The 23,630-nt window shown below is 41.9% G+C and carries 18 protein-coding genes, 3 tRNA genes and 1 pseudogene; 17 read left to right on the top strand and 5 right to left on the bottom strand.

The window, feature by feature from the left end:
* Nucleotides 1-169: 169 nt before the first annotated feature.
* From Q0081_RS28600 to prfB, 3 genes and pseudogenes are all read left to right on the top strand, one after another.
* Nucleotides 170-571: pseudogene (locus Q0081_RS28600) on the top strand (TolC family protein); the annotation flags it as partial.
* An 84-nt stretch (nucleotides 572-655) separates the two neighbouring features.
* On the top strand, nucleotides 656-1,105 hold the full coding sequence (locus tag Q0081_RS28595; RefSeq protein ID WP_298361547.1) for a DUF4920 domain-containing protein: 450 nt from the start codon (nucleotides 656-658) through the stop codon (nucleotides 1,103-1,105).
* Between the two features lie 119 nt (nucleotides 1,106-1,224).
* A protein-coding gene (prfB, locus tag Q0081_RS28590; protein ID WP_298361545.1) for a peptide chain release factor 2 occupies nucleotides 1,225-2,302 on the top strand; the annotation gives its coding sequence in 2 pieces (ribosomal slippage) (nucleotides 1,225-1,284 and nucleotides 1,286-2,302; 1,077 coding nt in all).
* 128 nt (nucleotides 2,303-2,430) lie between these two features.
* Here the strand turns inward: prfB and Q0081_RS28585 are convergent.
* Nucleotides 2,431-3,756, bottom strand: coding sequence for a RagB/SusD family nutrient uptake outer membrane protein (locus Q0081_RS28585; protein WP_298361543.1), 1,326 nt, complete (start codon nucleotides 3,754-3,756; stop codon nucleotides 2,431-2,433).
* A 21-nt stretch (nucleotides 3,757-3,777) separates the two neighbouring features.
* The gene (locus Q0081_RS28580; protein WP_298361541.1) at nucleotides 3,778-6,948 is read right to left on the bottom strand and encodes a SusC/RagA family TonB-linked outer membrane protein; all 3,171 of its coding nucleotides are present in this window, start codon (nucleotides 6,946-6,948) and stop codon (nucleotides 3,778-3,780) included.
* Between the two features lie 219 nt (nucleotides 6,949-7,167).
* Between Q0081_RS28580 and Q0081_RS28575 the strand changes: the two genes are divergently transcribed.
* Nucleotides 7,168-7,932 carry a DeoR/GlpR family DNA-binding transcription regulator gene (locus Q0081_RS28575; protein ID WP_298361550.1) on the top strand — a complete coding sequence of 255 codons (765 nt, stop codon included), beginning with the start codon at nucleotides 7,168-7,170 and terminating at the stop codon, nucleotides 7,930-7,932.
* A 10-nt stretch (nucleotides 7,933-7,942) separates the two neighbouring features.
* Here the strand turns inward: Q0081_RS28575 and Q0081_RS28570 are convergent, their stop codons facing one another.
* Nucleotides 7,943-9,181, bottom strand: a complete 1,239-nt coding sequence (locus tag Q0081_RS28570; protein ID WP_298361539.1) for a lipopolysaccharide assembly protein LapB — start codon at nucleotides 9,179-9,181, stop codon at nucleotides 7,943-7,945.
* Between the two features lie 96 nt (nucleotides 9,182-9,277).
* Here Q0081_RS28570 and hpt point away from each other — a divergent pair, with 96 nt between their 5' ends.
* From hpt to Q0081_RS28545, 5 genes are all read left to right on the top strand, one after another.
* Nucleotides 9,278-9,808 carry a hypoxanthine phosphoribosyltransferase gene (gene hpt / locus Q0081_RS28565; protein ID WP_298361537.1) on the top strand — a complete coding sequence of 177 codons (531 nt, stop codon included), beginning with the start codon at nucleotides 9,278-9,280 and terminating at the stop codon, nucleotides 9,806-9,808.
* Nucleotides 9,809-9,864: 56 nt separating this feature from the next.
* Nucleotides 9,865-10,473 carry a HupE/UreJ family protein gene (locus Q0081_RS28560; RefSeq protein WP_298361536.1) on the top strand — a complete coding sequence of 203 codons (609 nt, stop codon included), beginning with the start codon at nucleotides 9,865-9,867 and terminating at the stop codon, nucleotides 10,471-10,473.
* Between the two features lie 93 nt (nucleotides 10,474-10,566).
* Nucleotides 10,567-12,945 (top strand): M1 family metallopeptidase, encoded by a 2,379-nt coding sequence (locus tag Q0081_RS28555; protein ID WP_298361534.1) that lies wholly within the window; start codon nucleotides 10,567-10,569, stop codon nucleotides 12,943-12,945.
* Between the two features lie 131 nt (nucleotides 12,946-13,076).
* The gene (locus Q0081_RS28550; protein WP_298361532.1) at nucleotides 13,077-14,153 is read left to right on the top strand and encodes a DUF5106 domain-containing protein; all 1,077 of its coding nucleotides are present in this window, start codon (nucleotides 13,077-13,079) and stop codon (nucleotides 14,151-14,153) included.
* A 37-nt stretch (nucleotides 14,154-14,190) separates the two neighbouring features.
* Nucleotides 14,191-14,454 carry a peroxiredoxin gene (locus Q0081_RS28545; protein ID WP_298361548.1) on the top strand — a complete coding sequence of 88 codons (264 nt, stop codon included), beginning with the start codon at nucleotides 14,191-14,193 and terminating at the stop codon, nucleotides 14,452-14,454.
* Here the strand turns inward: Q0081_RS28545 and Q0081_RS28540 are convergent.
* Entirely contained in the window at nucleotides 14,436-15,110 is a 675-nt protein-coding gene (locus Q0081_RS28540) for an outer membrane beta-barrel protein (RefSeq protein WP_298361530.1), read from the bottom strand. The two genes, Q0081_RS28545 and Q0081_RS28540, sit on opposite strands and share 19 nt — an antisense overlap.
* Before the next feature lie 157 nt (nucleotides 15,111-15,267).
* Here Q0081_RS28540 and Q0081_RS28535 point away from each other — a divergent pair, with 157 nt between their 5' ends.
* Nucleotides 15,268-17,298, top strand: a complete 2,031-nt coding sequence (locus Q0081_RS28535) for an FAD-dependent oxidoreductase (RefSeq protein WP_298361529.1) — start codon at nucleotides 15,268-15,270, stop codon at nucleotides 17,296-17,298.
* A 74-nt stretch (nucleotides 17,299-17,372) separates the two neighbouring features.
* Here the strand turns inward: Q0081_RS28535 and Q0081_RS28530 are convergent, their stop codons facing one another.
* Nucleotides 17,373-18,596, bottom strand: a complete 1,224-nt coding sequence (locus tag Q0081_RS28530; RefSeq protein ID WP_298361527.1) for a serpin family protein — start codon at nucleotides 18,594-18,596, stop codon at nucleotides 17,373-17,375.
* A gap of 165 nt (nucleotides 18,597-18,761) precedes the next feature.
* On the opposite strand from Q0081_RS28530, the gene Q0081_RS28525 reads away from it, so the two are divergent.
* From Q0081_RS28525 to tuf, 7 genes are all read left to right on the top strand, one after another.
* Nucleotides 18,762-19,361, top strand: a complete 600-nt coding sequence (locus Q0081_RS28525; RefSeq protein ID WP_298361525.1) for an RNA polymerase sigma factor — start codon at nucleotides 18,762-18,764, stop codon at nucleotides 19,359-19,361.
* Entirely contained in the window at nucleotides 19,358-20,194 is an 837-nt protein-coding gene (locus tag Q0081_RS28520; protein ID WP_298361523.1) for a hypothetical protein, read from the top strand. Before Q0081_RS28525 ends, Q0081_RS28520 begins: the two co-directional genes overlap by 4 nt.
* A 48-nt stretch (nucleotides 20,195-20,242) precedes the next feature.
* The gene (locus Q0081_RS28515) at nucleotides 20,243-21,262 is read left to right on the top strand and encodes an outer membrane beta-barrel protein (protein ID WP_298361521.1); all 1,020 of its coding nucleotides are present in this window, start codon (nucleotides 20,243-20,245) and stop codon (nucleotides 21,260-21,262) included.
* A 192-nt stretch (nucleotides 21,263-21,454) separates the two neighbouring features.
* Nucleotides 21,455-21,537, top strand: a tRNA-Tyr gene (locus tag Q0081_RS28510).
* Between the two features lie 71 nt (nucleotides 21,538-21,608).
* A tRNA-Gly gene (locus tag Q0081_RS28505) sits at nucleotides 21,609-21,681 on the top strand.
* Between the two features lie 150 nt (nucleotides 21,682-21,831).
* A tRNA-Thr gene (locus tag Q0081_RS28500) sits at nucleotides 21,832-21,903 on the top strand.
* A gap of 136 nt (nucleotides 21,904-22,039) precedes the next feature.
* On the top strand, nucleotides 22,040-23,227 hold the full coding sequence (tuf, locus tag Q0081_RS28495; protein ID WP_298361519.1) for an elongation factor Tu: 1,188 nt from the start codon (nucleotides 22,040-22,042) through the stop codon (nucleotides 23,225-23,227).
* Nucleotides 23,228-23,630 lie beyond the last annotated feature (403 nt).

Below are 23,630 nucleotides of genomic sequence, written 5' to 3'. Positions count from 1 at the left end.
TACTTGTTTTTGAGGCCTATTCAAGAATTTCAATCTCGGAACAGGTCAGGTTTATATAACGGTAGCCCATGCCACAAAGGTAGCTCTTAATACGGCGTTTATTTGTATTGAACTACTTATATACTTGTCAAAACTTCGATTATTTGATTTTTATTCCTAAGCAAAGTTACCTCAATCGAGGTTAGCCTCTCTGGTAGGAGATTTGGCAGGACCATTGATCAATAAAAATGCGATAACCGCCACGTACTATAATGCCAATGCCAAACAAATACAGGCCATTTATAATTACGGAAAAACGGTTTTGAACGCCTATATTGAGGTCGCTAATCAGTTGTCAAACATTAGTAATCTGGGAAAAAGCTATGATTTGAAAGCGAGTGATGTACAGGCACTTAACCAGTCCATTACTATTTCCAATAACCTTTTCAGGTCGGTAAGGGCCGATTATATGGAAGTGTTGTTGACGCAACGGGATGCGCTTGAGTCGCGGTTTGATTTGATTGAAACCAAAATGCAGCAAATGAATGCCACGGTCAACATTTACCGCGCGTTGGGTGGTGGATGGAATTAAAGTAATGCTGCGTTTTTATTTACAGCATCAAAAGCAATCAAAATAACAAAATTGATTATTTTTGTTGCAGAAAACATCAAAACCATGAAAAATCTAATCATTACCGCACTTTTAACCGTTTTTGTAGCAAGTGCTTACGCCCAAGAAAGTTATTTTGGCGAAAAAATTACCGATAAAGGTGCCGTAGCTGCCGCTGAGTTGCCAAAGAAAATCGGCAATAAAGAAAAAATGACGGCTAAAGTAACAGGCACCGTTGAATCGGTATGCCAAGCCAAAGGTTGTTGGATGAAAGTAAAAACCGCCGATGGACAAACCATGCGCGTTTCTTTCAAAGATTATGGCTTTTTTGTACCTAAAGACATTGCTGGTAGGACCGTTGTGATTGAAGGGGAAGCCAAAATGAAAACTACGCCGGTAGTTGAACTGCAACACTACGCAGAAGATGCCGGTAAAAGCAAAGCTGAAATCGCTAAAATCACAGAGCCTAAGCGCGAATTGACTTTTGTAGCGGAAGGCGTGATTGTGAAGAAATAAAATTGAGGTGTTATCAGGAGCGGTCAGTCGGCTAAGAACCGACCGACCGCTTTTTATTTTTACCTTTGCAACTCCAAACCCATTTGGGTTTTTACTTATCATTTAATTTAAATCAAGCAATGACAACAGAACAGTTGAAAGACTTGAAAGCCCGCGTTTCGGCTTTGAGGGGGTATCTTTGACTACGATACTAAGAAAGAACGATTAACAGAATTAGAACAAATTCAGAGTCAGCCGGAATTTTGGAATGACAATACCAAGGCTGAACAAACCATGAAAGAAGTTCGCGGCCTGAAGGGTTGGACCGAAGGTTACGAAATTGTGGAGCGGCATTTGGGGGATTTGGAAACACTTCAGGAGTTTTTGGAATTGGGTGAAGCTACCGAATCGGAGATAGAAGCTGAATATCAGATCCTTTTGAAAGTATTGGAAGAGGTAGAACTCAAAAAGATGCTTTCCAATGAAGAAGACCAACTCAATGCTGTATTGGAAATTAACTCCGGAGCAGGAGGAACCGAAAGTCAGGATTGGGCCGAAATGCTATATCGGATGTACATACGTTGGGCCGAAAAGCACAATTATAAGGTCACGCAAATTGATTATCAGGAAGGCGATGGAGCGGGTATTAAATCGGCTTCCATTCAAATCGAAGGGCCTCAGGCGTATGGCTATTTGCAGTCAGAAAACGGTGTACATCGTTTGGTACGTATTTCTCCGTTTGATTCCAACGCACGTCGTCACACTTCATTTGCTTCCGTTTATGCGTATCCATTGATTGATGACACCATTGATATTGAGGTAAACCCCGCTGATATTGAGTGGGATACGTATCGTTCGGGCGGTGCCGGCGGACAAAATGTAAACAAAGTAGAAACCGCAGTGCGGGTGCGTCACAGACCTTCTGGGCTTGTAATAGAGTGCCAGCAAGAGCGGAGTCAGCATTTGAACCGTGATTTAGCTCTGCGTTTGTTGAAATCAAAACTGTACCAAATTGAAGTAGAAAAGCGCAATGCGGCTCGTGCCGAAGTAGAAGCTTCTAAGAAAAAAATTGAATGGGGCTCGCAAATTCGCAACTACGTGATGCATCCCTACAAACTTGTAAAAGACGTACGGACAGGGGTAGAAACCTCAGATATCCAAGGTGTTATGGACGGAGATTTAGATGAGTTTATTAAAGCGTATTTGATGTTGCAGTAATTCAGTTAACGGTTAATTGTTGGTCGTTGTCCAATGAAAATAAAAAATCCCTGACGATGAGCCAGGGATTTTTTATGAGAAATTAATTCATTTTATCAACAATTAACGATTAACTTTTCCCTAAAAACTTAAATCGCCGGGTCGGCAGGCGTATTAGCACGATTGTTATCTTTTTCGACCAAAGGATACGGATACCAAGTGCGGGTACGCTCAATTTGGGTTGTCGCATTGCCTGCTACTGGAGCCAAGCGATTAAAACGACGGCTATCTTCCAATCGCAATCCTGATAAATACAACTCAATACTGCGTTGACGGTAAATTTCCGTCAAAATAGCGTCGGCCGTATTAGCTCCTGAATAAGCGGGTAGCCCTGCTCCTATTCCCCAAGCATCGGTTGTTTTTGTTAAAACGGCATTTAGAGCGGTAGTGGCTCCGGCCAAATCATTGGTACGGGCACTTGCTTCAGCCTTGATTAACAAAATTTCTCCCGGCAAATACACAGGAATTCCCGCATTGTTGGCCGTAAAGAAACTTGCTCTACCCAAATTTACACCACCCGCAGCTACACCCGAAGGATTGGATAAATAAAAGGCCAGCCGTTTGTCGATAGCAACCGGACGCAAAGCTTCGGGAAGTCCCAAGGTCGCATTGAGCGGTTCGGTTACGTTTCGGTTCCCGAAGGTATTGAAGAACATGGGGTTTTGCACCGCGTCATCAAAATTAAACGAAGATTTTTTAGTTAAATCTATCTTGTTGGTTGCGGCTAAAGCTTTGGCATTATCGCCAACCATGATGCTGAAACGGGAAATCAAGGCCTGAATCGTATTAGCTAAATCAATTCCGGGTACAATTCGAGCCGTGAAAGTGGCGGAAACGGGCGTAGCAGCAAGCGTAGTTGAGGCCGATTCGAGCGTACGGATGGCTTCTTTCAGTGCTTCATCGCGCGTTACAAATTTGGCATTATCTCCCGTTTCAACGGGTAATTGTTGCCAAAATTGGGCTTGAGTACCCAAGGCTAATGCTCTGAAAATGGAAGCATACACTGTAATACCGCTTTTGGTACCGGCATCGCCGGCTACATTACCCACGCTTTTCAGAATCAAATCAGCATTGGCTTTTACCAATTGATTTTGTGACCATAGATTGCGCAAGATACCGTTGTTGGATGTAACGTTTGCGCCACCAATTCGGAGCTGTTCTTCGTCGCCGTTACCTGCGTTCAATACCGTTAACTCGCGGGTAGTGAGGCCGCTGGCTGTAATGGCATTGTAGATAATTCCCGCTCTACTACTGGTATAGCGATACTGAATGCCGTTGCAAAGCGTAATAAGCCCATTGAGGTCAGTGGTTACCTGCGTTTCGCTGGCCGCACTCGGGTTGAGGTATTCTCGGTCGCAGGAAGTTGCCGTGAGCATCATCCCCGCTAAAATTGTATATAGGATTGTCTTTTTCATGGAAAAAATCACGTTTTCAGATTAAAATGATAAGTTCAACTGCACCTGATACGTGCGTGGAATGGGAACATTTCCAAAATCTACACCGCGTAAAATGTCACTGTTATTACCTGCGTTGGTTTCCGGGTCAAAGCCATTGTATTTGTCCCACGAAACTAAGTTTCGCCCAATCAACGAAACACTCCAGTTGCTGATTCCTTTCACTTTAGGCAATTGATACGTAAGAGCTATTTCGCGTAATTTGGTGAATCCACCTTCGTCTACGCGATATTCTTCGATGTTTGCCAACGAAAATACGTAGCCACGAGCCATCGTTCCGAGCATTTCTGCTTCGGCTATGTCGCCAATACCTACGTTGTTACGCGTACGTTTGTCGGCATTAAATACTTGAAAGCCCTGTACAGCATCCAACAGGAAGCGAAGTCCTACTTTTTTGTACGTCAAATTACCGCTGAATGAGCCCGTCCATTTTGGATTAGGATTTCCAATCACTGTCCGTACAAAAGCTCCCGTAGGTTGCCCGTCAGCGGCTCGATTTCCTATGGTAAATTTAGTAGGGTCGTTGGGGTCTTGTGTACCGCGTTCCCGTTGTGGGAGCTTTTGAGCAGTTAATAACAATGAGCCATCGGTATTATAAGCATAAGGGAAGCCATAAAATACACTGGCGGGCTGGCCTTCAATTAAGAAAACGGGCGCACCAGCAGAGTTCCCAATCGTTAAAGTAGAAACCAACGGATTGCCTTGGTCAATGTCCAAAACTTTATTGCGGTTTTGATTGTAAAGTACCGTAAAATCAGCCGAGAAATCTTTTTTCTTCACTGCCAAAGCGTTCAAACTGATTTCAAAACCTTTGTTTTCCATGGTTCCTACATTGTTTACAATGCCGGTTCCTCCTGTAGAAGGCGCTAACTCACGGTTTACCACCAAGTCTTTAATTTGCTGGTTATAGACCGAAATGCCCACATTTACTCTGCTTTTCAGGAAAGAAAGGTCTGCTCCAAACTCCAATTCCTCCATGCGTTCGGGACGCACACGAGGGTTGGCCAACGTACCGCTTGGAATAATGGTGTTTTTACCCAAAAAAGGAACGGGTGTAAATTGCCAAAAACGACTGTAACTGCCAATTCCCGTCAAATTACCGGCCTGTCCGTACGAAGCACGCAGTTTAAGCCCGTCCCAAGTACCTGCCAAACCCATATTCTTCCAAAATTCCAAATCTGATACAACAAAACTGGCGCTCAGTTTAGGATAGGTTTGGTTGGTTTCGGCAGGAGAGAATTTAGAAGAACGGTCGCGGCGAATAGCGGCGGTAAGGAAAGCTAAGTTTTTGTAACCGATAGTAGCTTGCCCAAAAAATCCGCTCAAATTATAGCGATCTAATCCATAGCCTGCGGTGACGGTCGTACTGGCTGCTCCGCTTACTGTTTCAATAAATGGTGCAGTATTCAGACCGCTTGAACGAGTAAAATCTGCTTGGTAAAACTGGTAATTGAAACCGGCTGCTGCATTTAGTTTAAGGTCTTTTGACAGGCTGGTTTCATACGTTGCGTTAATATCGCTGTTGAATTGCGTTACATTGTTGGTGGCATTGGCAGCAAAACCGTCCGGATAACGTTCGGCAGGTAAGCCTGCTACCGCTTGATACGGATACGGTGGAATGTAGTTTTTTCCCAATTGAGAATACGTATCTACCCCTACAATCCAGTCAATACCTACTCCTTTAATGGGAGTAAGATTCAATTGAGCGTCGGCAATGGTACGGTTTACGGCTTGCGTAAACTGCATTGCTTCTACCGTAGTCAACGGATTGACACGAGTAGGCTCTACGGCCAACAAATTACCCGCGGCATCGCGTTGGGTAATGTCGTAGATGTTATTGGTAATGGTTACCGAGTTGATAGGGCTGTAAAATACGTTTCCGTTGGGTTTTTCATTTGAAAAACTGTTGGAGTAATTTAACCCTGCCGAAACTTTAGCCCAGTTGTTCAGGCGCTGATCTATTCGGGCACGGAGGCTGGCACGACGAAAATCCACGCCTTTGACAATCCCTTCATTTTTCATGTAAGAAGCTGATACAAAGTACTGTGTGCGGTCCGTTCCTCCCGAAATCGAAAGAGTATTGTCGTTTCCAAAACCCGTACGGAAGATTTGATCAAAATAATTGTAGCGAGTTACATCCACTAAGTTGGAAGCTAATTGCGAAGTAGCTCCATCGCGTACAATTCCCACTGTGGTTGTGCCAGGATTAGCTGCGATTTGGGCTGGTGTAATTACGCCAATGGTATGTAAGCGTAAATCTTTAAAACCGAACTGTTTGCCCAACGTGCTGATAAAAACGCCTTTACGGAGTTCGCTTGAAGAGAAGCTCGTTGTAAAGTTAATTTTAGGCGCTCCTGATTTTCCGCGTTTTGTCGTGATGATAACCACTCCGTTTGCTGCACGTGAACCATATTGAGCCGCTGCCGCTGCTCCATTGATAACATTGAGACTTTCGATGTCGTTAGGGTTAATATCAGCCAAACGATTGGTACCTAATGACGTATTGGGAGCCTGTCCACCCAATGAAAGCGCCAACTGAGATACGGAAGAAGTCTCATTGTTAACAATCACACCGTCAATGACATACAATGGGTCAGAACTTCCCTGAATGGATTTTACACCGCGTAAACGCACCGTAATTCCTCCTGCCGGGTCACCTGAGTTTTGAGTGATTTGTGCACCAGGTACTTTTCCCTGTAAGGCACTTATCAAGTTGGGAGTACCCGTTTTTTCAAGATTATCGGCTTTGATGGTAGTAATGGCGTTTCCCAGTTGCCGACGCTCGGCACGAATGGTAGAACCCGTTACGATGACTTCATCCAAATTCATTTGGTCTTCGCGAAGTGATATATTCACAACCGATTGACTCGATGTGACATCGCGGCTGGCAGAACTATAGCTTACTGCACTGAAATTGAGTTTTACATTGCCTGAAACAGAAATAGTAAACTCGCCTTCCACGTTGGCAACAGTACCAAGAGTAGTTCCTGCTACTTGGATAGTGGCGCCCGGAATGGGCTGCCCGTTAGTGTCGGTTACTTTACCTTTAACGGTGTATGATTGGGCCCAAGCACTAAGCGAAAAAAGTATCGCCAGCAGGGTTCCAATCGTTCGACGTCCTTGGGTGATTCGAACGTAATTGTTTTGGCTCATAGTGTTTCAAAAAGGTTTGTTGTTAAAGTCGGCATAAAACCGCAATAAATAAATAATAAAAACAGCAACTTCCGACAAATAGTTATAAAAAATTTTTCTATTTTAAGAGAAAATGTAAAAAAATCTTAGATTTCGACAAAAAACAACCTTGGTATAAAAATTGCAATTAATTTTATTGCACTTTTTTGCAGGTTTAAAATCTCATTTTAATTGAACACGATGCACCAGGTACAAACGCAGATGTTAAAGCGGGAACGGCAAGCATTCATTATGAAGCAGGTCAACTTACACAATCGAGTCCTGTCGGCTGATTTGGGGATGATGCTCAACGTGTCAGAAGATACCATTCGTCGGGACCTCAACGAGCTGGCCGAGATTGGAGAACTGGTAAAAGTTCACGGTGGAGCCTTATCAAAATCGTATCATTACGATTACGCACCCAATACTACGTATGCTTTATCCGAAAAAACCATTATCGCCCAAAAAGCTGCCACCTTAATTGAAGATGGAATGTATGTAATGCTGGGCGGCGGTACAACCGTTCGCGAGTTGGTCAGAATACTTCCGCACAAACTAAAGGCAACCTTTTTCACTATTAGCCTTACAACGGCATTGCAACTGTGTGATCATCCTAACATCGAAGTGATTTTCTTGGGTGGTACATTGGTTAAAAACTCCCAAATCAGTGTAGGAGGTGAGGTGATTAGTCGATTAAATGAAATCAGTGCGGATTTATGTATTCTGGGAACAAATAGTATTAATACAGAAGGGATTACGGATTCCGATTTGGAGGCGGTACAGGTGAAAAAAGCCATGATAAGAGCCGCCAAACGAACTGCTATCGTTACGATTAGTGAAAAGCTGAACAGCGCGCAACGACTTCGAATCGGTGAGTTAAACGATTTGGATTTTTTAGTTACGGAGCTGTCACCAACGGATGAGCAACTGACTCCGTATCACAATAGCGGACTGATTATTTTGTAAAAACACGGTTTCAATCACGACGCTTACGCCGTTCATCTCGGCGCATTTTGTTGAGGTTGGTCATCGCGTCTTTGGCTTCTTTTAGTTGGCTTGATTTTTTCTCACCTCTGTCCAAAACCGTTTTATAGAATTCACGGGCGGCTTCGTAGTCTTTTTCAGATTCGGCTATTTTTCCTAAACCTATCAATGCTGAAAGGTAATAACCGGAGGTAAAAGCCTTAGCCTGAATGGAATAGTTAATCGTTTTTTCGTAATATTCTTTGGCTTTGGGAATATTACGGTAATAATTGCTGTAGTAGTATCCTAAGACATAAGCCGCGTTTCGGCCACTTACCGCTTCATAACCGGGCATTTCTTTGTTTATCTTAGTTAAGATGCTGTTGGCTACTTTTTCTGCTTCAGCGGTATAGCCTCTTACAAAGGCAGAGCGCAAATAATAGCGCTCAAAATAGGGATTATCTGGGTAAGTTTCCCAAGAATACTTGGCTAAATCATACGATTTGGCGTATTGATTTTCATAGCTGTAAATCTGTAAAAGGAAATACCGAGCTTCGGTACGCGTATAAAAAGCATTATTTCCTACTTTTTCCAATTGTTCAATGCCTGTTTGTTTATTGCCTTTTGGAAAAAGCCACAAAACAGGTTTTAATAAAGGATAATTATCAGGAATCCACTCGGAAAAATAATTAAAAAGCCCGTCACCAAACAGCAATTCTGGACTGATTTCACTTTTGCCCCGGCATTTTTCCAAATACTTAAGGGCGTTTTTTCCCGCAAAGGTCGCCCGCGACCAATGCTTACGTTCCGAATGAATACGTCCCTTAAAAGCATAGGCCGCTGCTAAAAAGAAGGACGGTTCGATTTTGTTTTCGCGGATATCGTATAGTTTTTCCGCCAACGTGATGCAGGTATCCATCAAAGCGATGCAACGTTCATCGTATCGGGTATCTTCTGTGTTGGGAACCATCTTCCACCATTCCGCCAAGCCCATTAAAAAATAAGGCATTGGGTGGCTTGGGTAACGGTAGCGAAGCCAGCGAAACTCCGCATCGGCTTCCGCAAATTTGAAATTATACAGTTTGTTAATGGCCTCAGTGGCCTCAATTTGTACGCCTGGGTTGGACATCAGCATTTCGTATTTACTGTCAAAATCTGCTGAGGCATAGAGTTGAGCACGGGCAGGAGCCCAATTAAATAATAGCAGGCTTCCAATTCCGAATATGAAATATTTTAAAGTGTTCTTTTTCATGGTCTATTATCTTTGCTGTGGAATAGTAACGAACAATTCTTTCGAACAGTTTGTAATGCTACCTTTTTTTTAATATTTTTTTAATATTTTCAAATTATGCTTACCGTCAAAGACAAAAAGTTTGTTACGTTTATCGAAAAACAGGCCCTTGAAGAACGGATTGCGGAAGTAGGCCGCGAAATTAGTGAAGAATACCGAGACAAGAACCCACTTTTTGTGGTCGTTTTGAATGGAGCCTTCATGTTTGCTGCCGAACTTATGAAAAACGTCACCATCGGTTGTGAAATTACATTCGTTCGGGTTTCTTCTTATTCCAAAACCGAATCAACGGGTCAATTGACGGAAGTGTTAGGACTAAAAGAGTCTATTCATAATCGCCACGTAATTATTGTAGAAGATATTGTGGATACGGGCCTCACTATGAACAAACTGCTTTTTCAACTTTCTACCCAACGACCCGAATCCATTCAGGTCGCCACTATGCTTTTCAAACCATCGGCTCTGAAAACACCTTTGAGCGTCAAATACTGCGGTTTCGAAATCGAAAATCGGTTTGTAGTAGGTTACGGCCTTGATTATGACGGCTATGGACGGAATATTGACAGTATTTATGTGTTGGCAGAATAAGCAAGTCACCCTTCTTTTTTTCGATTAAATCTAACTCTAAATCTTCACCCCGCTTCATGTCCGAATTTCAAGCCTACCTAACCCTCGGTTTTGACCATATTACTGACCCGAATGGCTATGATCACATTTTGTTTGTTGTAGCACTTTGTGCCATTTATGCTTTTCGTGAATGGAGAAAGGTGCTGGTGCTCGTCACCGCTTTTACCTTAGGACATTCTGTTACCTTGGCCTTATCGACGCTTAAAATTATTACGTATAGTTCGGCTGTCATTGAGCTCCTGATTCCTATCACTATTCTTATAACAGCTCTTAGCAATTTTTCCGAAAACAATACCGCAAATTCAAAATCTCCCAAATTGCGGTACCTATTGGCGGCGAGTTTTGGCTTAATTCACGGCATGGGATTCTCCAACTACCTGCGTAGCTTGTTGGGAGAGCAGGAAAGCATCGTATTACCCTTGTTTTCTTTCAATCTGGGCTTGGAATTGGGGCAATTGGTGATTGTAACCATTGCGTTAGCCATCGCTTCCTTTTTTGTAGAAGTCCTGAAAATAAAAAGACTCACTTGGAATCATTTGATTTCGGGAATGGTAGCGGGAATGGCACTTTCATTGATACTTTCCAATTCGCTTTTTCGTAGCCTTGTAGGGATGTCTGTGGAATAATGTCGCTAAAAAAAAGCCAAACGTCTATCCAAAATGCTTATTTTTTGATTTTTACTTATTTTTACAAACGACAAACTAATCAACCATAAATCCATGAGAAAACAGTTTATTTTTTATTGGCTGCTACTTTTATCAGGTGGTCTTCTCGCTCAACCTCCTGCGGGTAACTATAACGCCAACTCGCGATTTGAACAAATGGGTTCAATGCTCCCTACTCCCAACACAACACGTACGGCATCGGGCGCTCCGGGGAAAGACTTTTGGCAACAACGTGCTGATTATGACATCAAGGCAGAATTGGACGATGAGCAACGTAAAATTACGGGTACTGAAACCATTACTTATTTCAATTATTCACCCGATGAGTTGAAGTACGTTTGGTTGCAATTAGACCAAAATTTATTTGAAAAAAATTCTATCAATGCTACTTCACAAAACAACAGCATCCAAACCCAAATGTCATCCAATGCCGTGCGAGGTTTAAATGCTCCCAGTTCAGTTAGAGGTAGTGTTGCTGGCGATTTCAGTTACAAAATTACCGCAGTTAAAGACCCTAAAACAGGTAAGGCTCTCACCTACACCATCAATGGTACGATGATGCGTATAGAGTTGCCGGTGGCTATCAAAACGAGCCAATCGTACGCTTTTTCGATTGACTGGAACTACTTTATTAATGAATACTACGGCCGCGCCGGGTATGAGTTTTTTCCAAAAGATGGCAATACCAATTATTTCATTGCTCACTGGTTTCCGAGAATGTGCGTTTATGACGACGTAAACGGTTGGCAGCACAAACAATTCTTAGGCCAGGGAGAGTTTACGTTGACTTTTGGTAATTATAAAGTAGCCTTAACTGTGCCTAATGATCACATTGTAGGCGCAACGGGTGAATTACAAAATGCTGCGCAAGTACTTACCGCAGAGCAGCAAAAACGCATGGAAAAAGCCAAAACAGCGGCGCATCCTGTACTGATTGTGAGTCAGGAAGAAGCTGAAAAAGCTGAAAAAAATAAACCAACGGGTAAGAAAACGTGGATTTATAAGGCGGAGAACGTACGTGACTTTGCTTTTGCTACGAGCCGTAAGTTTATTTGGGATGCGATGCAGATTGACCAAGCGGGCAAAAAAGTGATGTGTATGTCGCTTTATTCAAAAGAAGGAAATCCGCTTTGGGGAAAATATTCGACCGAAGTGGTAGCTCATACCATCAGAACCTATTCAAAGTTCTCAGTAGATTACCCTTATCCCGTTGCCTATTCTTGTCATGCCAGTGGTGGCGGAATGGAATACCCGATGATTTCGTTCAACGGTGGCCGTCCTGAAGCGGACGGAACGTACTCAGAAGGTACCAAATACGGCATGATTGGCGTGATTATTCACGAAGTAGGCCATAACTTTTTCCCGATGATTATCAATTCTGACGAGCGTCAGTGGGGATGGATGGACGAAGGTCTAAACACGTTTGTTCAGTATCTTGCTGAAAAAGAATGGGATAAAGATTATCCATCCCGTCGTGGAGAACCTCAGTTTATTGTAGATTATATGAAACAGGACCAAAAAAACTTGGTTCCTATCATGACCAGTTCCGATAACATCATGCAATATGGCCCGAATGCCTATGCGAAGCCTGCAGCCGGGCTAAACATTTTGCGTGAGACAGTAATGGGGCGCGAGTTGTTTGACTATGCTTTCAAAGAATATGCGCGTCGTTGGGCGTTCAAAAACCCAACCCCGGCCGATTTGTTCCGTACTTTAGAGGATGCTTCGGGCGTGGATTTGGATTGGTTCTGGAAAGGTTGGTTCTACGGTACCGAGGCGGTTGACCAAGACTTAGTGGAAGTGGAATGGTTTGCTTTGGATACCCAAAACCCGGAAAGCACGAAAGCCGACGCCAAAAAAGAAGCCGATGCCAAACGCAACACCGTGGCCCGTCAGCGTGACAAAGACTATATCAAAGAGTCGGTGGTAGAGAAAAATCCTGACATGAAGGATTTCTACAACACGTATGACCCGTATAAAGTCACCGAAGCAGACAAGAAGAAATACGAGACGTATTTGGCAAGTTTGAATCCTGACGAACGTAAATTGGTGGAATCAGGAGTGAATTTCTATACCTTGAAAGTGAAAAATAAAGGCGGTTTGCCCATGCCTGTCATTGTAAAAATGCAGTTTGAAGACGGCACCGATTCAGTGGCCCGATTCCCGGCAGAGATTTGGCGTTTGAATGACCAAAATGTTTCCAAAGTAATCACCAGCAAGAAAAAGGTGGTTCAGTGGACATTGGATCCGTATCGTGAGATTGCCGATATTGATGAAGAAAGCAATAGCTTTCCACGTCAACCGGCTCAACCTACTAAATTCCAGTTGTTCAAAGGAGGTCAAGGAGGCTTCCAACGCGGACCAAACCCTATGCGTGATGCGCAGCAGAGCCAGCCAACAAAAGCAGGCCAACAGGGCGGAGCTAAGAATTAGTAGTCAGTAAACAGTTCACATCGGGCAGTTTACAGTAAGTAGCAAGAAAACCTTAGTTTTTGCTGCCTACTGTAAACTGCCCGCTTTTTTATGGCATAAGATTTGCCTTACTTATTCAAAAGGGAAAAATCATGTCAAATAAATTCAAACATTTAGCTTCATTTTTATTGTTTTCAGTTGGTTTGACGCCATTATACGCCCAAAAAGGATTGCGTATAGAAGGCAAAATTGCCAATATGAAACCGACGAGGTTAGTATTGGCTCAGTACTTTGGCGGGCAATTGATGCCGATTGATACCGCTGTTTTGAATGCTGACGGACGAATTGTATGGGAAGAAGAAACGCCAATTCCCGAAGGAATGTGCCGAATTTTGGGTATAGGACGCGGCGTAGATATGGTGGTTTCGGGTTCTCAGCAGTTTTCTTTTGAGGGGGACGCCAAAGATTTCATTGCCACCATCCGATTTAACAATTCTGCCGAAAACACCTTATTCTTTAATTACCAACGTGAAACTCGGAAACGCTATCAACGTGCTTTGGCATATCGGCAGCAAATGGGTATTCAGGACTACAATGACCCTCGGTGGAAAACTCGTTTTCTGGAGTTGAGTGAAGAGGTAAAAAAACATGTGGATTCATTGTACAAAAAACATCCGCAATCATTCGCAATCCACTATTTGAAAAGCTATCAGGAACCCAAACTTCCTGTTTTACCGCTTAAGCAGTTGTCAGCAAAAGATTCGCTTTATCTGCAAACGTATGCTTTAGAGCACTTTTTTGACAATACTTTTTTATCGGATGAACGAATGGTGTATACATCGACTTTTCCGGCACGTTTAGATCGTTTTATGAAATCGTTGGCCCCACTGCCGAAAGAAGAATTGATTAAATTAGTGGATAAAGCAGTTCAGCAATCTAAAGGAACGAATGAATTGAGAAAATACATGGTTGGAAAATTTGCTCAACAGTTTGAATTTACGCCTTCTCCCGAATGGGATGGGGTCTATACCCACATTGTCCAAAAATACGTTGAGGGTGAAGCAAGTATATGGGATGCAAGTACTCTGCAAAAGGTAAAGGAGGTAAGCGAGATAAAACAAAACTGGCTATTGGTACTGTTTTTCCAGGCTTATTGCTTACTAATCTTTCAGGAACAGAACAGCCATTGGAATCTGTCAACAGTGAGTATACTGCCTTGTTTTTTATGACCCAGGCTGTAGCCATTGCCGGGAAACAACGCCTAAACTGACGGCTTTGACCCAACAATTTGCTGATAAAATGAAGGTGTATGCCGTCAGTTTGGACGCGCAGGAAAGGCCTTGGAAAAGCTTTATTGAAGAATTTAAGACCGAAAACTTTGTTAATGTGTGCGATACCACGCGCAAAATTGAATTTTATAAATTGGGTGTCTTCAATTACCCCACCATTTATTTGCTCGACAGCGAAAAGAAAATTGTTGCCCGTTGGTTGAATGTGGAACAGTTGTCAACTTATTTACTTAATCGATAAGCTGCCGTTAATTGAAGGGCTCCAAAATTTTGCTGGAAATGACTTTCCCGTAATTCGCTGTTAACCGTATTATATGAAATATACATATCACTTACCGGTTGAATGCTTGCTAAATAGCGAAGATTGATGGTCAGCTTATTGAAATTTACACCCGCCGCTGCCTGGTATCCAAACGTATATGATTTGTAGGGTGAGAACGTAAGCAAGGTGTTAGAATACTGAGATAAAAATTGTTTTAAGTTATTGTTTTCAAACACGTGAACGGATAATAGTGGTCCGCCGCTAATTTCAAAACGCTTAAACTTGTATCCTAATGACAATGGGATATCTAATTGCCCGTATTGAATATCGGTTTTTGTGCCGGTACTTAACCGTTTTAATTGAGCCCCTTTGATAGAAACCAGTAATTCTCCCTGTAAAAATATATTTTCCGTAGTACGTATATACCCTCCTATGGCGTATCCAAGTGTGGAGCCCCCTTTTGTTGTTACTTTTTCAGGGATTCGAGAACTGGAAGTAGCTAAAACTCCTTCAAAATCCTCTCCATTAAATTGAGTCATTTGAACTCCGGCTTTCAAGCCCCACTCTACGCTTTGGGCTTTTACAGTAGAAAATGCAATGGAAAGAAAACATAAAATAGTCGAAAACTTTTTCATAAACAGGTATTTATGTGGATGATAATGCGGAACTGTTTCTATTTTTAAACGAACGTTGCTTAGATAATATTACCAACTCTCTTTAATGATTTGACCGCTATTGGTTTAAAAGTAACTTTCAAAGGTCTGCATCTTTTTCTTACAAATCCAACATCACATGAAAAAACGCTTACTTCTTCTCCTTTCTTTTGTCTCCTTATTGCTTAACTCAATACGTGCTCAAACCTACGATATTTGTGTCTACGGAGGCACTTCGGCAGGAGTTATTGCGGCTTATACCGCTGCAAAAGCTGGAAAAACAGTGATTCTTATTGAGCCAGGGAAACATTTGGGAGGGTTGAGCTCGGGAGGGCTTGGACAAACGGATATTGGGAACAAGTACGCTATTACGGGGATAGCACGAGCATTTTATCGTCAGATTGGGCAGCACTATGGCAAATTTGAACAATGGACATTTGAGCCTCACGTAGCTGAAAATCTGTTTAAAGACTATGTAAAGAAAGGAAATGTGCCTGTTTGGTTTGAATATCGGTTGCTGTCTACTGTCAAAAAAGAAGGAAAAATTCAGCAAATTACTGTTGAGCCTTCTAATGGTTCCGGTAAGGGGGTACGAACCGTTCAGGCGAAAATGTTTATTGACTGTACGTATGAAGGTGATTTAATGGCCAAAGCAGGAGTGAGTTATACGGTGGGTAGAGAGGCAAACAGTCAATACAATGAAACGTGGAACGGAGTTCAGATGCTGGACAAACATCAATTTCCCGAAGGAGTCGACCCTTACAAAATCCCTGGTAATCCTTCAAGCGGTCTTTTATGGGGAATCTCTACGGCAACATTGGCTCCAAACGGAACGGGAGATAAGTTGTTACAAACCTATAATTTTCGATTGTGTTTGACGAAAGACCCTGCCAATCAAATTCCTATTACTCGACCTGCCAATTATGATTCAACAAAGTATGAATTGTTGTTGCGTCAAGTAGCTATTGAAAAACCTCAACACATTAACTGGGGAGTCATGCACATTGCTGATATGCCCAACTCAAAGACCGATATTAATAACAAAGGCGGCTTCTCAACGGATATGATTGGAATGAATCACACCTATGCCGAAGCTGATTACGAAACTCGCAAAAAAATCATCAAAGAACATGAAGACTATACAAAAGGCTTCCTGTATTTTGTCGGTCATGACCCTCGTATGCCTCAACACCTTCGTCAACAGATGCTTGAATGGGGTTATCCTAAAGACGAACACTTAGATAACGACCATTTTAGCCCTCAAATCTATGTACGGGAAGCTCGCCGGCTGATTGGGGAGTATGTCATGACGCAACACAACTGTGAAGGTCGGGAGGTTGTCAAAGATGGAATTGGGCTGGCAGCCTATACCATGGATTCTCACAATTGCCAGCGAATTATTGTCAAAAACCCCAAAACGGGTAAAATGGAAGTGCGAAACGAAGGGGATGTACAAGTGGGCGGATTTCCCCCCTACCCTATTAGTTATCGTTCATTGATTCCTAAAAAAGCGGATTGTCAAAATTTATTTGTCCCGGTTTGTCTTTCAGCCACCCACATTGCTTATGGGTCAATTCGAATGGAGCCCGTGTTTATGGCCTTGGCACAAACGTCTGCTGTGGCAGCAGTGATGGCTATTGATGCTAAAAAACCAATTCAGGAAATAGAAGTTAGGAAACTTCAGAATACATTGCTCACCAATCCACTTATGGATGGCAGTCAACCCGAAATTTTGCTGGATAATGATGTAACACCCACTAAGATTACAACAACGGGAAAATGGCAAATCACAAAGGCGGGCGGAAAATACGCGGCTACTCAGTTGGTAGATTACTCAAAATGGAAAGAAAAAGGTAGTATACGTTTTACTCCTGAAATTCTCAAAGCAGGTTTTTATGAGGTCTATATCTATAACCCAAGCCCAATGGGTGGAGGCGGTAATCCCGGCGAAGCCGCTGATCAAGCCAAAGCAAGTAAAACCGCTGTTAAAGTAAAAACGGCTCAAAAAATGGAAGAAGTTTCGTTGGCGTCACAAACCCAGGTAAATGACTGGATAAAGCTAGGAACGTACCCATTCGAAAAAGGGGCTGGCAATTTTGTGGAAATCACGAATCAAGATGCCGACGGAGTAGTAGTAGCCGATGCGGTTTTATTTGTTCCAAAAAAGTAGATTTTTCTTTTTCAGGAATACACAAAAAAAGGAGCCGCCGCTCCTTTTTTTGTACCTGTTTAAATCGTCTATATTTATGAAGGGTTTACCATTTTACCCATAAATAGAACGGTATCTGAGCTCTTTTCGCTAATGATAAACACAAATGGACGATCAGCATAGTAAGTTTGTGGTAAAGAAGTCAATTCAATACCAATGGTTGTTACTGCAGCAGCTTCAGTTCCTTTTTCATCCACGGCTACAAAGGTATTTTGCTTCACAAAACCCACATTGAGATTGCCGGCTTTATTGATTTTTGTTAGGTCAGCTACGTTAGGAATAAAGGCGGTAGGCATCCCCATTTTTTTCAAAACTTCGTTTAAGTAAACCTCATATTCAAGCGTAAAACGCGGCAATCCAATTTGGAGATTCTCCACTTTTTTCAGTCCCTGTTGCAATTGATGCCATTCGTCGGCAGTCAATTTTGTTACTAATTCATTCACGCCTCTTGTTCCTGTTGGTACTAACACTGTCATAGCATAGCGCCCATTTCCGTAAGGCAGTTCATAGGCAAAGTATCCATCGCGATTGGCAAAAGAAAGTTCACTTTTCAAGTGCATCATTTTCACATTCTTAGTTTGGTCATTTGCCAATCGGAACGGATAATCAGACGTTTTTTTTTCATCAAAGCTCGTTGTCCAATCTCCTTTAAAATAAAGCGCATTCATTAGAAACAAAACCATTTGTGGCTCAATGGAGTTTAACACTTTTTTAATTTTACCGTTGGTTTTGTTACTTGCCCATGTGTTCAGCGGGCCGGCATCCGAACCGCTGAATTGGGAAGCATCCGCTTTAAACGATTCTTTTAAGATGTTCACAAAATCAGTTTCAGGCTTAAACGTATCCCGATTCCAAACCGAATTGGCTAAACCTAAAGTTACTTTGGGGTCGGCTTTAGGTAAACCTTCCAAGAGCTTCAGATATGTTGCGTTGGCGTCTGCCAACGAGATTCCGTTCAATTTTAGTGTTTTTTGAATCTCGTCGGCAGTCTGTCCATTCGCACCGTTGAGTAACATACCCAGCGCCATGTGCAGGCTTAGGGGCGATACAAACACGTTTTTGTCAGTGGGTTCTGCGTCGTTCAATTTTTTGAAAAAATCAAAAGCAAAATCGCCCGTACGACTCGCAAAATCTTTCGGTATTTTTACTTCTTCACCCGATGGAGTCGGGCTGGTGGAGTTACATCCCAATGCTGCCCATAGCAATAATAAGGTAGCGGCAATGACCAATACACTTTGAAAAAAGGAGGAAGTTTTCATGGAGAAAGCTGTTCTTGCAATACTTGTCATAACTGTTTGTTTTTTAGTGGAAACTAAGGCTATGACGTCATTTGTTTTATAACGGTTGGAACTTGAAAAAATTTTTTGAAGCTTATGCAACCTTTATACCAACGTTTCGCATCTACCTATTGAAACAGCCTAAACATGGTCAAAATTTTACAACTATTCACAAACGAGGGCCAAATAGTCATAGCCTTACAGAAAGGTGACCCCAAGGCGCAACGCTACTTTTACGACAAGTATGCCACTCGTATGTTGGCCGTTTGTGTACGTTATCTGACAGATCAAATGGAAGCCGAAGATGTTATGATTGAGGGTTTTATGAAGGTTTTTGAGCGCATAGACCAATTCAAGGGAGAGGGCAGTTTTGAAGGTTGGGTACGTCGATTGATTACGAATGAGGCGTTAATGAGATTGCGTTCAAGGCGCCACATCGAAGTAGATATAGAGGCGCCCGAAGTGCAATATCAAACCAATTTTGACTGGGCAGATACGAGTTTGGAAACCGATGATTTGTTATTATTAATTGGGAAATTACCCACCGGTTATCGAACCATATTCAACTTATACGCAATCGAAGGATATTCTCATGCCGAGATTGCTGAACAATTGGGAATCAGTGAAAGTACTTCTAAGTCACAATTACATCGAGCCAGAGGTTTATTGCAACAAATGCTGAAAGAAATGGAAAGTTTAAATCGGACCACTGAAGCGATGGAAAACATAAAGAAACAAAAAATATGAAAAAGCACCCCGTTGATGATTTGTTTTCTCGCAAATTACGTGATGCAGAAATCACCCCCCGAGAAGAAGCCTATCAAAAACTTCAAGAGCGCATGCAATCTAAAAAACGGCGCTTGGGATGGTGGCAGCAAGGGCCTTGGTTGGCTGCTGCTGGAGTAAGTCTGTTGCTAATAGCAGGTTGGCTAGTGTGGACTAATACTAATTCAGAAGATACCTTAACGGCACAGGCAAAGCCAACTATAGAATCAATTGCAAAGCAAAAATCTGCTCAGCTTGCTAAATCTAATGCGGTTGAAGAAAAATCAACTGATAGAAAAGAGATTGTAAATCAACAAATCTCTCCTGAAAAACAAATTGCGGCCAACGAATCGGTAACGACTGTTCAAAAAAGTTCAAAAATTGAATCCTCATTGCCTGTGCTTAAATCAGAAGAAAAGCAGGTAGCTCAAGTAACAGAACCTACTAAGAACGATAAAGTACAGGATGTTATAATTGCCCATGAATCTCCGAAAGCGGTAGCTCAAACTACTATAACTAACACGGAGTCAAAGCCAACAGAAAAAACGGTGGTACTCCAACTGCCTGAATTACAACAATCACTGTTAGCAGCAAATGAAAAAGTGCCTGTTGAAAAAGAGATTTCAACTGCATCTGTTGAATCAAAAAATTCAAAGTTTGACGAAAACATCCTTAACCAACCCCGTAAATCAACTCGAATGGCCAAAGTCTGGAAACAGTTGAAAAACGCCAAAAACGGCGAAAAAGTAGACTGGGATGAGGTTGGTTTTAATCCTAATAAATTGCTGGCTAAAGCCACAGGTAAAGATTTTTAATTTAAAAATTCTGTAATCAAAATGTCATATTCAATAATCAACATAGCCATGAAGAAGTTAATCGCAGTTTTCATTTTAACCGTAGCCGCTTTTGTTGCTCGAGCCGAAAAATACACGATACAGGGAGACTCTCTTATTGTGCAGTTTGGCAACAATACACGTTTAATTATCCAAGCCAAAGATAAAGCAGGAATCATGAGTTTAAAGGAGTACGATCTCAACAAAATCGTACGTGATTTAGGAGCCACTCTTGATTCGATCGATAAAGAAACGTACATCTACATCAATGAACAAAATGGACGTAAGTATTTAAAAGATACTGTATTGGTCATCAGCCGTAAAGATGGGGAAGTAAAAATTACCATCAATGAATCGACGGAATCTAAAATAGACAAAGAGAAACATGAGGTTACGAATAACAATGATGATGGTAAAGTGACTCGTAATGTTACACGCCGCTATCGCAGTCCACGTAATGGTTTTGATGTACTTGTGGGACTAAATGCGTACGCGCAAAATAAACAGCTCAACTATAATAGCAGTGATTACGATTTACTTCCTTGGGGTTCTCGCTTTGTAAGCTTAAGTTGGGTTCGCGGTGCCGCTATAAGCAGAGGAAAAGATGCTTCGTTAGGATTGGACTTAGGTGTTGACGTAGCTTGGTACAACATGATGTACGACGGAAATAATACGGTTCGTAAAGATGCAAACGCCATCAGTTTTCCCGTTAGCACTGCCGATTTATACAAATCTAAACTAACGGCTGCCTACCTTAACTTATCACTTATGCCCACATTGGCAATTCATAAGGGGCTGATTTCCTACCTGAGTGTCGGGCTGTATGGTGGGTATCGCCTTGACAGTTATACCAAGACTCAGGAAACTCGCAAAGGGCATTCGGATCGTATTCATTCCAATTATTACTTGAACAATTTCCGTTACGGCATAAGTGCAGAATTAGGTATTCGCCATTTTCCTGATTTATTTATGCAGTATGATATGGGAAATTTATTTGAAACCAATAAAGGCCCCGAGGTGCGAATGATTAGTTTTGGGATTCGTTTATAGTATTCACAATTAATGAGTTACGGGCTAAGAGTTAACTAAAATCAAAGTTGCTTTTAGCCCGTAACTTTTTGTTTCTCACGAAGAGGATAATATTTTTTTAAGCAAAGATTTGAATTTATAAGAAAAGCATGTAAATTTGCGACTCTAAAAATCAAACCAAAGCATTTTTAGACGTTTTTTGACAGTTTAAAAGGGGGTGTACCAGAGTGGCCAAATGGGGCAGACTGTAAATCTGCTGGTTCATACCTTCGGTGGTTCGAATCCATCCGCCCCCACTTTTTTAAGTCAAAGCTAATAATTAGCAGATTAATTAATGTAAGCTTAAACTTACATTTTTAAACCATCAGCGGGAGTAGCTCATTTGGTAGAGCGGTAGCCTTCCAAGCTTCAGGTGGCGGGTTCGAGCCCCGTCTCCCGCTCAAAAAATGGAGTAGTAGCTTTATAAGTTACAAACCACAGTATGTTGTTGGTCTCTCCATTTCAAGTTAATTGTTACTTGTTAATTGTTAATTGGAAGTGTTCACTACTAATAACTGTTAACGAATAACAATTAACTTTTTTATTGAAAAGCCGTTATAGCTCAGTGGTAGAGCACTTCCTTGGTAAGGAAGAGGTCCGGGGTTCAAATCCCCGTAACGGCTCGAGCAGTTTACGTTAATGATAAAAGAATCGAAACGGTGTAGCGATTGGCTTTCAATTTCCGTAACGGCTCTGGACATGCAAGTTTTCTCTGTAAATCCATAATTAATACAAAACCAAATTTTAGTTAATAAAACAATGGCAAAAGCACTTTTCGACCGTAGTAAACCCCACGTAAACGTAGGTACTATCGGTCACGTTGACCACGGTAAAACTACTTTGACTGCTGCTATCACCAAAGTACTTTCAGAAAAAGGTTTAGCAGAAAAGCGTGATTTTTCATCTATTGATAATGCACCCGAAGAAAAAGAACGCGGTATCACTATCAATACTGCTCACGTAGAATACCAAACCGTTAATCGTCACTATGCTCATGTTGACTGTCCGGGTCACGCTGACTACGTTAAGAACATGGTAACGGGTGCTGCTCAGATGGACGGTGCTATCATTGTGGTAGCCGCTACTGACGGACCAATGCCACAAACTCGTGAGCACATCCTTCTTGCTCGTCAGGTAGGTGTACCTCAATTGGTTGTTTTCATGAACAAAGTGGACATGGTAGACGATCCTGAGTTATTGGAACTTGTTGAAATGGAAATCCGCGAGTTGTTGTCTTTCTATGAATTTGACGGTGATAATATCCCTGTAATTCAAGGCTCGGCTCTTGGCGGTTTGAATGGCGATCCAAAATGGGTAAAAACCATTGAGGAGCTAATGGATGCGGTTGATAGCTGGATTCCAACTCCTGCTCGTGATATGGACAAACCATTCTTGATGCCTGTTGAAGACGTATTTACGATTACTGGTCGTGGTACTGTTGCTACTGGTCGTATCGAGCGTGGTGTAATCAATACAGGTGATCCTGTTGAAATCCTTGGTATGGGTGCTGAAAACCTCAAATCTACTGTAACAGGGGTTGAGATGTTCCGCAAAATCCTTGACCGTGGTGAAGCTGGTGACAACGTAGGTTTACTCCTCCGTGGTATTGAAAAAGCTGACATCCGTCGTGGTATGGTTATTTGTAAACCAGGTTCAGTAAAACCTCACGCCAAATTTAAGGCAGAGGTCTATATCCTGTCAAAAGAAGAAGGTGGACGTCACACTCCATTCTTTAACAATTACCGCCCACAATTCTATTTCCGTACCACAGACGTAACAGGTATAATTACTTTGCCTGCTGGTGTTGAAATGGTAATGCCGGGTGATAACTTGACTATTGATGTAGTTCTTATCAACCAAATCGCTATGGAAAAAGGTCTTCGCTTTGCGATTCGTGAAGGTGGACGTACTGTAGGTGCTGGTAAAGTAACTGAAATCGTTGACTAATTAATCGTTAGTTAAAGTATATAAAAAGGGCGCTCGAAAGAGGGCCCTTTTTTATTTTGTAATTAACTCGCTATTTTGGTGCTTGGTTTCTTTTATCCTACTAATGAAAAACTCAAAGAGCACGATTGCAGTCATAGTCGTTTGGATTTGTATTGGTTTTTTTGCGAGGGCACAAACACCTATTGTAGCTCTCAATGAAAAAACGATTACACTGGACTTGTGGGGAAAAAGTAATATAGAATACTTAGAGGATACTTCACACAAACTTACACTCAGTCATTTAATTATACTCAAACTAAAGAGGTTTGCAATCCAGTAGGGGCTGGATTGAGTTTTTGGAAATTTGTATTTATCAAAGACTCTAATTTGTCTTTGTAGTTGCCAATATTGGCAAAAAAGTTTC

This window comes from Runella sp. (assembly GCF_027484545.1).
Classification (GTDB): domain Bacteria; phylum Bacteroidota; class Bacteroidia; order Cytophagales; family Spirosomataceae; genus Runella.
The sequence above is the reverse complement of the archived record's forward strand: the minus strand, read 5'-3'. Positions and strand labels throughout refer to the sequence as shown.

Excerpts from the sequence above, each read along its gene's own strand:
- Q0081_RS28580 (WP_298361541.1), bottom strand. The coding sequence starts at position 6,948 with ATGAGCCAAAACAATTACGTTCGAATCACCCAAGGACGTCGAACGATT.
- Q0081_RS28585 (WP_298361543.1), bottom strand. The coding sequence starts at position 3,756 with ATGAAAAAGACAATCCTATATACAATTTTAGCGGGGATGATGCTCACG.
- Q0081_RS28560 (WP_298361536.1), top strand. The coding sequence starts at position 9,865 with ATGTCCGAATTTCAAGCCTACCTAACCCTCGGTTTTGACCATATTACT.
- Q0081_RS28570 (WP_298361539.1), bottom strand. The coding sequence starts at position 9,181 with ATGAAAAAGAACACTTTAAAATATTTCATATTCGGAATTGGAAGCCTG.
- Q0081_RS28530 (WP_298361527.1), bottom strand. The coding sequence starts at position 18,596 with ATGAAAACTTCCTCCTTTTTTCAAAGTGTATTGGTCATTGCCGCTACC.
- Q0081_RS28540 (WP_298361530.1), bottom strand. The coding sequence starts at position 15,110 with ATGAAAAAGTTTTCGACTATTTTATGTTTTCTTTCCATTGCATTTTCT.
- Q0081_RS28520 (WP_298361523.1), top strand. The coding sequence starts at position 19,358 with ATGAAAAAGCACCCCGTTGATGATTTGTTTTCTCGCAAATTACGTGAT.
- Q0081_RS28525 (WP_298361525.1), top strand. The coding sequence starts at position 18,762 with ATGGTCAAAATTTTACAACTATTCACAAACGAGGGCCAAATAGTCATA.
- hpt (WP_298361537.1), top strand. The coding sequence starts at position 9,278 with ATGCTTACCGTCAAAGACAAAAAGTTTGTTACGTTTATCGAAAAACAG.
- Q0081_RS28550 (WP_298361532.1), top strand. The coding sequence starts at position 13,077 with ATGTCAAATAAATTCAAACATTTAGCTTCATTTTTATTGTTTTCAGTT.
- Q0081_RS28575 (WP_298361550.1), top strand. The coding sequence starts at position 7,168 with ATGCACCAGGTACAAACGCAGATGTTAAAGCGGGAACGGCAAGCATTC.
- Q0081_RS28535 (WP_298361529.1), top strand. The coding sequence starts at position 15,268 with ATGAAAAAACGCTTACTTCTTCTCCTTTCTTTTGTCTCCTTATTGCTT.
- Q0081_RS28555 (WP_298361534.1), top strand. The coding sequence starts at position 10,567 with ATGAGAAAACAGTTTATTTTTTATTGGCTGCTACTTTTATCAGGTGGT.
- Q0081_RS28595 (WP_298361547.1), top strand. The coding sequence starts at position 656 with ATGAAAAATCTAATCATTACCGCACTTTTAACCGTTTTTGTAGCAAGT.
- tuf (WP_298361519.1), top strand. The coding sequence starts at position 22,040 with ATGGCAAAAGCACTTTTCGACCGTAGTAAACCCCACGTAAACGTAGGT.
- Q0081_RS28515 (WP_298361521.1), top strand. The coding sequence starts at position 20,243 with ATGAAGAAGTTAATCGCAGTTTTCATTTTAACCGTAGCCGCTTTTGTT.